Below are 12,865 nucleotides of genomic sequence, written 5' to 3'. Positions count from 1 at the left end.
AAACCTGCTAGAAAAACTTCAAAATATTCAGAAGTGAATGAAGCATTTCAGGCTTGTGATCAGGAAAATCAATGATAGAATAGAGAATTGGATGAAACGAAACTGAAGCACTTAAAATCAACACCTGATAGAAATGAGGAGAATACACTAAATGACCAATGCACTTGAAATAAAAGATTTGAGAAAAGTCTATGCCACTGGTGTAGAGGCTTTAAAAGGGATCGATCTGACGGTTGAGGAAGGCGATTTCTACGCACTGTTAGGTCCGAACGGTGCTGGCAAATCCACGACCATCGGGATTATTACTTCTTTAGTTAATAAAACCGCTGGAAACGTAAAAGTTTTCGACTATGACTTGGACACAGAGTTGGTAATGGCTAAGCAGCAAATCGGTCTTGTCCCGCAGGAATTCAACTTCAATCCTTTTGAGACTGTTCAACAAATTGTGGTCAATCAAGCTGGCTATTACGGCGTGCCCCGCAAAGAGGCCATGATCCGCAGTGAGAAATATTTGAAGCAGTCTGACCTATGGGAAAAACGCAATGTCCGTGCCCGAATGCTTTCTGGCGGGATGAAACGGCGTTTGATGATCGCGCGCGCCCTGATGCATGAACCGCGTTTGCTGATTTTGGATGAGCCAACTGCTGGAGTGGATATCGAACTGCGCCGCGAAATGTGGACATTCCTTAGAGAACTGAATGCTAACGGCACAACGATCATCTTGACCACTCATTATTTAGAAGAAGCGGAGATGCTTTGTCGCAATATTGGAATCATCCAATCTGGGGAACTGATCGAAAACACCAGCATGAAATCATTACTATCGAAATTACAGTTCGAAACGTTTATTTTTGATCTTGAACCTTATGACAAACAACCGGTAATCACTGGCTTTAAACATACCTTTGAGGATGACCAAACCTTAGAAGTTGAAGTCGTACGTGATCAAGGGATCAACGAGCTCTTCGAACAGCTAACCAATCAAGGAATCAAAGTCCTTTCCATGCGGAACAAATCCAACCGCCTAGAAGAACTATTCCTAAAAATCACGGAGGAAAATCATGTCTAATCTCTATTTTACTGCCCTTAAAAGTCTGGCAGTCAAAGAAACCAACCGCTATCTGCGGATCTGGGTACAGACTTTAGTTCCGCCAGTCATCACCACATCGCTGTACTTTGTCATTTTCGGCAATTTGATCGGCGGACGAATCGGTGATATGGCTGGCTTCTCTTACATGGAATTTATCGTTCCCGGGTTGATTATGATGTCGGCGATCACCAGCTCATACGCCAATGTCTCGTCATCCTTCTTCTCGCAAAAATTCCAAAAGAATATCGAGGAAATCTTAGTCGCACCCGTTCCAACCCATATCATTATCTGGGGCTTTGTGATCGGCGGAGTTGGCCGAAGTGTCATGGTTGGCACACTTGTCACGATTATTTCATTGTTTTTCGTGCCGCTGCATGTTTACTCATGGGCGATTGTTGTCATCACCTTGTTGATGACCGCTATCCTATTTTCATTAGCTGGACTATTGAACGGGATCTTCGCTCAATCCTTTGATGATGTGTCGATCGTACCGACCTTTGTTTTACAGCCGCTGACTTATCTTGGAGGAGTTTTCTACGCTATTTCCATGCTGCCGCCATTCTGGCAAGCCGTCTCAAAAATCAATCCGATCGTTTATATGATCTCTGGTTTTCGTTATGGATTCCTTGGGGTGATGGATGTGTCGATCGTGGTCTCCATGTCGATTTTAGTATTATTCATCGTGGTGCTTTACAGCGTTTGCTGGTATTTGATCGATCGCGGACGCGGGTTGAGAAGTTAAAAAGAAAGAGTCACTTTGGGTATAAATTTTTCCAAAGTGGCTCTTCTTTAAATTAATCAAAGTTTCTCTGAACAGCGGAGAGACCTAAGAGAATACCGTAGCAGCTATCACTACCAGAAGTGTGCCCTATCGCTAGAATCTCATCCACTAATTGATCCAATTTATCATAGGGGACTCTCTCCTCTAATCCAGATAGCAACTCAATAAACGGTGAACTTGCATACCCGGAAAGCAACACTGATAGATAATTCCAGCTAACATCAGTCGTCAAATCGCTCGCTTCTTGCAGCTGTGATTCTAATACGGAACAAACTTTATGCCCATATATCTTCAGTATAAACAAATAACCCATTATTAGATCATCTCCACTGGGAGTTAATCCTTTGCCTCGACCTACAAAATATTCTACTAACGCTGACCATTTTTTATTTTTAATTTCGGTATTTTGTAGGAAATTAAAATACCTTCTTTCTCTATTTCCGATAAATAAACCTAATCGTTTCTCTAATTGTTTCGTATTCAAAATTTTTCTTAAGGTTAATAAAGGCTCCACTTGGGGTTTAATAATTCTAATATTTAATGGAACGACTTGGATGTCAGAAAATAATACTCGTTTGATTCCCAACTGACTGTAAACGGTTAATGAATGTTCAGTCATTTTTATAACATTACCCAACTGACAAAAAGGTAGAATTTCTTGAAAAGTAACTTGTGACAACTGTATACCGAAACTAGATAAAAAATTTCCTGATTCAGTTAAATTTATCAAATGTTCTTCGAAAATCAGATTAAGTGAATGCTCAAATATACTATGAATTTTCCCAATCTTTCCAAAATGATCCAAAGTTGAAAGATAAGAACTAATCCTGGCCCGTTCTTCATACATAAGATTCTCCCATTTTTCATGCTCTTTGATTAATCTTAAAAAGGGTTTCTTCAAGAAGAAAGAAAAAATACTTCTGAAACACTATTTACTCAAAAAATCTATTTTAAAATATTTGCTTGATGGTTCACTTTTACCGTGATCCGACCATTTTTAATGACATATAGTCGTTCAGGTATATCAATGACAGCATCCGCCTTAACCTTGGTGTCTAATAAAACCAAGTCAGCTTTTTTACCTACACTGATACCATAATCAGTTAATCCCAATGCTTTTGCAGGATTTTCTGTAATCATTGGAAGAACCGTCGGCAAATCATCAGCTCCGCCTAAATGACCTACTGGCACAGCCAGCATCGCAATTTGCATCAAATCTCCATTTCCATACGGTGTGAAGGCATTTCGAATATTATTAGTAGCTAAACAAATATTGACACCACCATCTCTTAACTTACGAATCGGTGTAACCGCGCGCCGAATATTATATTCGTCGTTGCGGGCTCCTAAGTGCAAATCGGTCGCGGGCAACGGCATCACATTGATTTTTGCTTCTGACATTTTTTTAATCACACGATCCAATTGGTCTTTTGGCATAGCATGTAATGCTGTTAAATGCCCCACTGATACACGTCCTTGATAACCTTCCTCAATCGTTTTTTCACATAAATATTCGATTGAAGTATTATCCGCTTCATCTGCAAAATCTTGATGCAAGTCAATATCTTTGTCATATTTCTTTGCAATTTCGAAAATCAAATCAATGTGATCATTCGCAGGCGCGTCATTGTAAGGTATACCGCCAACAACATCCACACCCATTTCCATCGCTTCATACATCATTTTATCAGTACCAGGTGCTTTAAAAATTCCTTCTTGCGGAAATGCGACTACCTGCATATCAATCAAATCTTTGTATTCTTCTTTTAATTTCATGATCATATTGAAGCCAGTGAAACCTTGTGCCGGATCAAATTCAGAATGGGTTCTTACAGTTGTCGCTCCACGACGGATAATCATTTCCAAAGCTCGCTTCGCACGAGTATAGACATCTTCTTCTGTGAAAGTTGGTTTAAGTTTTGCAGTTACTTGAATAGCTTCCTTCAATGTTCCTGACTTGTTTGGTTCACGATCGGCAATCAGTGCTTTATCTAAATGAATATGACTTTCTATCAATCCAGGAATCAGTACTCGTCCACTCGCTTCAATCACTTCTTTAGCGGAATCCTTGATTTCAGGTGCAATCTCTACAATTTTTCCTTGATCGATTGCGATATCCTGTAAGGCATCACCATCATTTAATCTTGCTTGTTTGATCAATAAATCCATTCTTTCCACTCCTTATTCAACTTAATTTATTTTTTTCTGTACTATATAACATCCGTTTTGACGTTTCGTTTATTCAAACTTTAACAGATTTTTACTTAACCAAAGAATAAGCCGATTGCTAAAAGTAAAACAGAGGCTAAGCTCAACCATTTTACGTTTCCTTTTACTACATCCAAAATTGGAATTTGGAAACCTGATGATAATGCCTGCATTGTAATATTTACAAAGCTCATTTGACTTCCTAAGCCAACACCCATCGTAACAAAGCCTAAAGCTAATGGCGGGAATCCTAGTGAAACAGCTACCGGCAAGACTAATGTTAGAACTGAACCAACATACGCTCCCGCGGGAACGCCAATCAATACGCCGGTTAAAATAGCTACAGGAACAACAACAAATTCAGGCGCATTTTGGGCAACTCCTGCAATAACCGCGAAAGTTCCAGTTTGAGCAATTACATTAATGAAAGCTAAGAAAATCCCTACTTGGAATAAGCGCGTTAGGATATACGTTGAGCCGTCTACCATCGCTTCGACGGATTGATTCATCGTAAAGTCGGTACATATGAAGACCAGCGCCAAAGTTAAGATCATATAGACCAAAGGTGTAAAAAAGGCAAAGCCGATGAAATCATTAACAATCGGTCCAAATATTACTGCAAATAGTAAAAATATTGCTGGTAACGTCAGCTTGAATAATTCCCCATTTGTTTTCTTATCAAACTCATCATCTGTAGTCTCTTTAAAACCAATCTTCCGGCGTTTTGTCCCCCAGAATGCCAGAACAATAGCCAAAACAACAAAGATCAACCAATAAGGACGCATAATTGAAACATAATTCCCAACACTTACATCTCCAAGTTTAGAAACAATACTTGATTCTAATGAAGCCGGAGAAGTCGTAAAAGATACTGCTGCGGAAAGTGACATAGCCGCAATTAACTCTGGTACTACCCCAACTGCAGCAAAAGCTAACGGTGCAATAACCATGGCACTCCCACCGCCAATTCCTGACATATAAGTAGCAGCCGCTAATAAGATAACAATAAAGGCTGATACATACTCAACCTTCCCTTTTGTTCCTCGTTTTGCCAAAGTTAAGGCAGCCGAATAACTGCCAGCTTTAAAAACCGCCATAGCAACAGCAGAATTGATGATCGGAACTGTAATGCTCAACATGGATGGAATTGTTTCCAACAACTGTGCATTCGCATCCATCAGACTGACGCCGCCAATCAGCATCGCTAAAACTCCCGCAACTAATCCAGCGATAATCATATCTACTTTCAGGAATAATAGAACAAGTACTAAAATCAGTGGAACAATTACTAACAGTGCCTGAAAACCGGTCGGCGCAGTAACTTTATCTAGCGCCTCTGCGGCATATGCGTTGATTCCTGATGTTGCGCCTACCAGCAGCATCAGGAAAAAAAACGTAATTTTTCGCTTCATCATTAAACCCCTCACTCATTTTTATTAGCAAACAATTCTTGTACCAAAGCCTTCTACAATATTACTTAAGTTTTCAATTGAGGTAATTACAGCCTCACGTTTTCGACTTTCTTGAACAAAATCAATAGCAGATTCAACTTTTGGCAGCATGCTCCCAGGAGGAAATTGATCCTCCTGAATATATTGCTTCGCTTCACTGATCGTTAACTTTTCTAATTTCTTTTGGTTTGGCTGATTGTAGTTAATGTAAATATTATCGACCCCGGTTAAAATAATTAGACGATCTGCATTAATTTCTTTGGCTAAGTGATTCGCAGATAAATCCTTATCAATCACCGCTTCAACGCCTTCAAATTCTCCTAGTGCATTTTTCGAAACAGGAATCCCGCCACCACCGACACAAATAGTAATAATACCGGCATCTACTAATGTAAGAATCGCCTCTTTTTCAACAATCCGTTTCGGTTTTGGAGAAGCAATCACTTTCCGATATCCTCGGCCGGAATCTTCTCGATAGATCCCATCGCCATTAACCATTTGCATCTCAGCTTCTTCTCTCGTATAGAATGGGCCGATTGGTTTAGTGGGTGTCTCAAATGAAGAATCATTTGTATCAACCTCTACTTGTGTGATTACACTAACCACACTTTTATGCATATTTCGTTTTTGTAGTTCATTCTGAATCGCTTGTTGAATCCAGTAGCCAATGCTACCTTCGGTCATTGCCACATTTGAATCCAGCTTCATCATTGGCGTTTTTTCGGAATCTCCTGCTTTTTGCTGGATCAGCAAATTACCGACCTGAGGACCATTTCCATGGCAAATGACCACGTGCTCTCCTAATTCAATAAACTCAATAATATCTGACGCAACTTTTCGTACAACCTCCTTTTGTCCTTCGTCAGTTGGAATTTTATCTAAAATGGCATTTCCGCCTAAAGCAATCACATTTAATCCCATTGATTCGATCCTTTCTTAGTTGGTCTCAATACCTAATGATTGGGCATACGCTTCTAACGCTTTTTCAAAACAGTTTAAAGGTGCTCTCACAGTCCCTGCCCCGATTTGGCCAATACCTGCTTCTTTATGTGCAATTCCGGTGTTAATCAACGGTGTAATCCCCGTCTCTACAACTTTTCGAATATCGATTCCTAGACAAGTTCCTCGGAAATCCCACGTCGGAATCGTCCATGTTGGATTTTGACCTGCACTAATTTCTGCCATTTCATTCGAAATAGCTAAAGCATCTTGGAATCCCCCTGCGCCAACAAACCGGGTTACTCCAGGAGCGGCTACCATTGCCATTCCGCCAACACCGATCGTTTCGGTAATTGCGCTATCGCCCATATCTGGATTGCCATTTTCCTCTGAAAACCCAGTAAAATACAAACCTTTAGGGACATTAACTGGTGCGGTATACCACTCATCCGCTGTCTCTGCGATACGAACACCAAAATCCACGCCATTTCTAGTTAATGTAGTAACGATGGTTCCTTTAGCATCTTTTCTAGCACAATCAACAATTGATTTTCCAGCAGCCATCATGATATTCAAGAAAAATTGATCTGTATCCGCTAAAAACTTCATAACGTCCCGTTTATCTTGTTCATCCATTGATAGTGGGACTATCAGCGGAGCAATTTCTCTTAGGAAGTTCAATGACGCCGCGAAATTACGTTGATGGAATTCATCTCCCATCGTAATCGAACGTGCGATCAACACGCTCAAATTCAGACCACTTTTACTTTGCTTCAAGGCACCTGATAGAGTCGGACCTAAAATATCTCTCATCCAATTCAATCGATCAATCACCTCTTGCGAGAAAGCGCCAAAGCGTAAGACTTTTCCAATCCCTTCATTCATTGTGCAGTATCCTTTTGAACCATCTAAACGATTATCAACTACAAAAACTGGCATATTAGCAGAAGTTATTCCTCCCATTGGACCAACTGCATGGACGTGGTGACAAGGAATAAAACGGATTTGATTTGATTCAATCAATGTGACAACTTCTTTTTCATTGGCTGCCCAGCCTTCAAAGATCGCCGCACCAACTACTGACCCTTTCATCGGGCCCGTCATTTCTGTCCAAGTAATTGGTGGCCCAGCGTGCAGCAAAGTCTTCGTAGATTCATTTAACTCTGGAATCACTTTTTTTGCTGGCACAACATCTGTTAGAAATGGTTGGGCATTTTTGATTTTGTTCATTACCTTTTGATTCTCTGCATCGATCTGTTCTGCGTGTTCTTCCAATGCGTTTAAAATCTTGATCATTTTTTTGTTTCCACTAGCTCTTGGCTTCCAATTAAATTGAGTAGATTTTCCATCAAACGCTTGGACTGATTGATTGAAGCTTTGTAATCCGACATTGATAATTCGCGGTTTAGAATTTAATAATTCCATCACTTTAGAACTTGCTTCAGGTACTTCAATGGTTGTTCCTTGATACGGCACAACAACCTTATCTTCTTCGGTCAATGCTATTCCTTTTAAACTTAGTGCCAATTGAACAGCTTTTGCGTTACTCTCAGCAACTAATATTTGATTTTCTTGTAAACGTTGAACCGCCTTCTGATAATTTTGCGGATCTTTGTCCGTTCCAACCACTGTTGCAACGAATTGTAAATCAGATCTAGACGCTTGGACTTTTTTTATCGTTGGCAGCAAAGCTCCCACCATATCTTCATGCGCGCCATAGCCTAATACAATATCTAGCAAAATTGCACCCGTTGATTCATCGGCGGCATATTCTTGAATTTTTTTAATTCGAACCTCTGGATCAATCATTGGATGAGGCTTCCCTTGAGTATAGATATCATCACCCAAATCAATTACATCATAGCCATGCGATTTTAAAACATAACCTTCCTTTTTCACTAATCCTTCTAAGCCTAAAGCTTCTGAGATCAACATTCCTGCTTCTGCAGCTAAAGTGCCACCTGAATAAAGGCCTTTGATGACCTTGTCTTCGGCAAGAGTCGCAGTTGATTTAGCCACCGCTTCAAAGTAGTTCTTTTTAACAGCAGTTTCATTCGCTAAATCTACAGCAATTTTGGCGGTTTCTTCTAGTGTATGCGCCAGATATACTTTGCCTTCATGAGCTACTGGTTTTTCACCTAAGAAAATAGCTACTACTGGCTTAGTGATGCTTTGTAAAAGTTGAACAACCTCATCACGGACTTCTTTTGCCGGCGGCTTTGAAATCACACAGATCACATCTGTTGGTTCATGGTTTTCTAAAGCCACAATGGCATCTTTCATCGTAGTTGCCCCGACTTTATCGCTTAAGTCACGGCCGCCTGTTCCAATGGCATGAACCACACCATTTCCCAAACGATCGATAATCGTTGTTACTTCCTGAATTCCAGTTCCAGAGGCACCCACAACACCAATATTTCCAGGCGCTACAACATTAGTAAAAGCAATCGGGATACTAGAAATAATTCCCGTCCCGCAATCAGGTCCCATCATCAACAAACCTTTTTCATGGGCCATTTGTTTTAATCGCACTTCATCTTCTATCGGAATATTGTCAGTAAAAGAGAAAACATGTAGACCCTTTTTTAAAGCGGTTTCCATTTCTGCCGCACCATATTCTCCAGGAATACTAAAAAGCGCCATGTTTGCTTCTGGTAAATTATCCAGCGCTTCTTGCCATGAAGTTGCAGCTTTTGCTTTTTCTTCGGAACCTGTTGACGATAGATCCTCTAAAAATTGTTCAATTTCAGGTAAAACTTGATCCATAATATCTGATTGCTCACTGTCGACGACAATCATTAAATCGTTTGGTGAAGCCGCTTTCGCTTCATCCGTTAGAAGTTTTGTATTATCTAAGATATCCTTATTAGCATTTGTACCCATCATAATTTGACTCATTGTGACCGCTTGCAGATCATTGATCCGATTTGTCAGCAGCATCAAATTAATAGAGTCTTGATAATTATTTTTTAAAATAACGGTTTGCAACATTTAGTTACGCCTTCCTTTCCACTACACAAACATTTTAAAATGAAAAGATTGCGTTTTCATCGGATGATATTCTAAAAAAGTGGTATAATTTTTATCCGAATAGGGAAAAAAGGAGAATTTGATGAAATTAAAAGAGTTGTTATCGCTAAGTCAATTAAAAACAAGTAAAATCCTAACGAAAGAAATTGGATTAGAGAATGAAGTAGAGTCAGCGATGGTATTAGAGGCTCTCGACATTGAACACTGGAGTAAAAGAAATCAATTAATTTTGACCTCCTTCTATGCCTTTGATGGACTTACAGAAGCTGATGTAGAAGAGTTTTTCCGTAAAATGCAGCAAATTGGTGTGAGTGGATTAGTCATTAAAATGGAACGCTTGATTAAAGTCATCCCCGATTGGGTAATCGAACTATCCTTCAAATATCAAATTCCTTTGATTAAAATTGCGCAGGATGTTAGCTATGAAAAAATTTTGCTCGCCATTTACGAACCATTATTGAATCATCAGACTCATATTTTGCGTGCCTATTATGATGTTCGTCAACGTTTTACCAGATTGGAGCGCCAACATCCTTCATTGAAAGAAATTATGGGGGAATTTTACCATTTGATAGGCTCGCCCTGCAGCTTGAAAATGATCGATCACCAAGTAGAAATAGCTTTTGGTGAAACACCTAAGGACAATGTTGTCCTTAATCGAAAAAGTTTATCTAATGGGGAATTTACTAAAAACGACTATACCTTGCTGACGCTTTTTTCACAGCAAAATGGTCCAAGCCAGACTGCTTTGGAAGTGAATCTATTTAACCCATATTCTAGTCACTGTCTATTGTTGGTTTATTTGAATCAAACGGAGGTTAAAGAAACTGATTTGGTTATTATTGAAAATACGATCGACGTTTTGCAGGAAAGATTGAATACTGAATACTTATTAAAGAAGGAACGCTACGAGCGATTAAACAATTTAGCCGATGCTATTTTACAAAACACGCCGAAGAATCTTGATGAACTGGAAAGTCTCTTGCAAGAAGCCCATATGAATCAGCATGCGTATTACCAAGCGGTATCCTTCTCAACAAAAACACCTGCGGCAAAACTGCTGAAAGACAAAGCAATTAATCTTCTGAAGAGCTTGAAGACTGATTCAATCTTTTTTGACCATCATAACTATTCACTGATTCTTTTTAATTTTAGTCAGAACAAGAGTATTTCAAAATTACAGATGAAGCATCTGCTAAGCGAGTTATTAGAATCAAACCCAACGATGACTTTTGTTGTCAGCAGTTTAAAACAACGTGATGATTTAAAGGAGATTTTGATGGAGTGTTTGGATATTTTAAGATTCAGTGAGGAATTCTATCAAGATAATGTGGTGGAATTAGCAGATATTGGCATTTTTCGACACTTTATTCGCAGTGAACAGCTTCAAACAATCAATGAAATTGTTCCCGCAAAATTACTGAATCTGGCTCAAACTAATTTTGAACTTTTCGAAACCTTCTACCAATTCTTACGAAACAATCGAAATTATAAACAAACATCAGAGGCGATGTTTCTACATTCAAAGACCATTCGCTACCGTTTAAATAAAGTCGAAAAAATCCTAGCAATCGATCTTGCCGATCCTTTGCAAGTAATGAATCATGAAATTGGTACTTATATCATAAAAATGAGGAGAACTGCTCTTGAAAAAAACAATAACATTAGCAAACCAGGCTAATTATGATCTCTATGAAACAACCCAAAACGATAAATTTGTTCTCTATCTCCATGGCGGAGGTTTAGTCTATGGGTCAAAAAATGATCTTCCTCGTGATCTGAGAGATCGCTTCTTACAGAGAGGTTATTCTGTAATAGCTTTGGATTACCGCTTAGCGCCTAACAGTTCGTTGGTTGAAATTCTAGATGACTTAGAGACAAGTGTTGCGCTTTTGTGTAATACTATCATTAAGGGGAAGTCCTTTGGTATCTGTGGACGATCAGCCGGTGCTTTTCTAATGTTGCAATTGACCAAACGGCTCAAAGAAAAAAATCAAGCACCCGATTTCTTAGTCAATTTCTACGGATACACTGACTTAACATTTATCAATGAAGAGCGAACATTACTGCCACAGATAATTTCTTCAAAACAAATTGAAGGGACTGAGTTGAAAAATCCTATCTGGGATGATCCTCTCATGTCGCGTTACTTACTTTACCATTATGCTGTACAACAAAATTTACTTCCTTCATTTTACGGTGTCGATTCTCCTGATGAATTTGCCTTATCAAAAGAAACTTTACACTCTTTTCCAAAAACATTTAGCAGCGCCAGCTCTTCTGATGAGGAAATTCCCTTTCGATACAGCAAAATGATTGGCCGTAGTATTCCAGACAGCCTTTTTGTTCCAGCCTACTATTTACCTCATGATTTTTTAAAAGAGACTAACAAATCAGAAGTTCAGGTTATTTTAGATAAGTTAGCTATCTGGCTGCCTTAAAAAACAAACGAAGAGGGGGCGACATTTTGTCACACCCCCTTCGTTTATTATTAAGAGTAATCATTACATATTCTCTTCATTATCTTCAACAAAGCCTGAACATCCTCCGGCTTCGTATCTCCTGTTTTAGAATCAATAATCGAACTATACACATGCGGGATAATTTTTTTCACTCCAGCATCAACTGCTATTTGCACAATCTCTGCAAAATTTGCTAAATCGATGCCGCCAGTCGGCTCCAAATAAAAATCATACTTCGCACAAGCTTCTGCAACGGCTTGATACTCCTTTTTATGAGCCAAGCCCTTCATCGGAAAATACTTTACCGAACTACCGCCCATATCCTGCAGCAATTTGATCGCTGTTTCTATCGGCACAATCGCTTCAGGCGCTTTTGAACTCAATGGTCCCGTCGCAATATTCACGTAGCCGACTTTTCCGGTTGGTGAAACTAAACCGTTCACGACCGTATCCACCTGACCTAAAAGGGCTCGTGAAGCCCCCACACCAGTGAATACTTGATTGACATGCTGCGGCTGCAAGACAGCGGAAATTCTTGATACCATCTGGCTCTGATTGGGATCGCCAGCACCTAAACCGACGGACAAAGCATTATTGGTCGCTGCTTGATACAGTTTCATATCCTCGATCGCCAATTCATCACTGGCATAGTTTTTCGATAATACGCCTAATACAACATGACCTTCTGCCGCCTCGTAACATTCTTTCGCATTTGCAACAGAATTAGCTAATACATTTAAGCAAATTCGATCTGCTAAATAATTGGGACTTAATGACATCTTCTATCTCCTCGTAATATATTTTTTAGAGTGATAAATCACTCCAGTTTTATTCTCTTGTTCTTTGATAATTTAATAACACTTTAGTTGCTTGGTGCTTGTGTGATGTTCTAGAATTGACTCCT

General features: G+C 39.4%; 10 protein-coding genes. 4 read left to right on the top strand and 6 right to left on the bottom strand.

Going from position 1 to position 12,865, the window contains the following annotated elements; translation table 11 throughout:
• Positions 1-151 precede the first annotated feature (151 nt).
• On the top strand, positions 152-1,069 hold the full coding sequence (locus tag KQI58_RS18165; protein WP_216410402.1) for an ABC transporter ATP-binding protein: 918 nt from the start codon (positions 152-154) through the stop codon (positions 1,067-1,069).
• Positions 1,062-1,832 carry an ABC transporter permease gene (locus KQI58_RS18160; protein ID WP_216410401.1) on the top strand — a complete coding sequence of 257 codons (771 nt, stop codon included), beginning with the start codon at positions 1,062-1,064 and terminating at the stop codon, positions 1,830-1,832. The genes KQI58_RS18165 and KQI58_RS18160 overlap by 8 nt, the downstream gene beginning before the upstream one ends.
• A gap of 52 nt (positions 1,833-1,884) precedes the next feature.
• Here KQI58_RS18160 and KQI58_RS18155 read toward each other — a convergent pair whose 3' ends face one another.
• The 5 genes from KQI58_RS18155 to fdrA all read right to left on the bottom strand — a co-directional run bounded on the left by KQI58_RS18155 (position 1,885) and on the right by fdrA (position 9,460).
• Positions 1,885-2,718: a DUF2877 domain-containing protein gene (locus tag KQI58_RS18155; protein WP_216410400.1), complete on the bottom strand. Its 834-nt coding sequence runs from the start codon at positions 2,716-2,718 to the stop codon at positions 1,885-1,887.
• A 98-nt stretch (positions 2,719-2,816) separates the two neighbouring features.
• A complete protein-coding gene (locus KQI58_RS18150; RefSeq protein ID WP_216410399.1) occupies positions 2,817-4,040 on the bottom strand; it encodes an amidohydrolase family protein in 1,224 nt (407 codons plus the stop codon).
• A 95-nt stretch (positions 4,041-4,135) separates the two neighbouring features.
• On the bottom strand, positions 4,136-5,461 hold the full coding sequence (locus KQI58_RS18145; protein WP_437177552.1) for a citrate transporter: 1,326 nt from the start codon (positions 5,459-5,461) through the stop codon (positions 4,136-4,138).
• A 54-nt stretch (positions 5,462-5,515) separates the two neighbouring features.
• Complete coding sequence (arcC, locus tag KQI58_RS18140; RefSeq protein ID WP_216410398.1) at positions 5,516-6,451, bottom strand: carbamate kinase; 936 nt, start codon at positions 6,449-6,451, stop codon at positions 5,516-5,518.
• Between the two features lie 15 nt (positions 6,452-6,466).
• On the bottom strand, positions 6,467-9,460 hold the full coding sequence (gene fdrA, locus KQI58_RS18135) for a DUF1116 domain-containing protein (RefSeq protein ID WP_216410397.1): 2,994 nt from the start codon (positions 9,458-9,460) through the stop codon (positions 6,467-6,469).
• Between the two features lie 121 nt (positions 9,461-9,581).
• Between fdrA and KQI58_RS18130 the strand changes: the two genes are divergently transcribed.
• Both KQI58_RS18130 and KQI58_RS18125 read left to right on the top strand, forming a co-directional pair.
• Entirely contained in the window at positions 9,582-11,180 is a 1,599-nt protein-coding gene (locus KQI58_RS18130) for a PucR family transcriptional regulator (protein ID WP_216410396.1), read from the top strand.
• Positions 11,146-11,940 (top strand): alpha/beta hydrolase, encoded by a 795-nt coding sequence (locus KQI58_RS18125; RefSeq protein ID WP_216410395.1) that lies wholly within the window; start codon positions 11,146-11,148, stop codon positions 11,938-11,940. Before KQI58_RS18130 ends, KQI58_RS18125 begins: the two co-directional genes overlap by 35 nt.
• 50 nt (positions 11,941-11,990) lie before the next feature.
• On the opposite strand, the gene dagF is transcribed toward KQI58_RS18125, so the two are convergent.
• Complete coding sequence (gene dagF, locus KQI58_RS18120) at positions 11,991-12,740, bottom strand: 2-dehydro-3-deoxy-phosphogluconate aldolase (RefSeq protein WP_216410394.1); 750 nt, start codon at positions 12,738-12,740, stop codon at positions 11,991-11,993.
• Between the last annotated feature and the right edge of the window lie 125 nt (positions 12,741-12,865).

Source organism: Enterococcus raffinosus, assembly GCF_018917525.1.
Classification (GTDB): Bacteria; Bacillota; Bacilli; order Lactobacillales; family Enterococcaceae; genus Enterococcus_A; species Enterococcus_A raffinosus_A.
The sequence above is the reverse complement of the archived record's forward strand: the minus strand, read 5'-3'. Positions and strand labels throughout refer to the sequence as shown.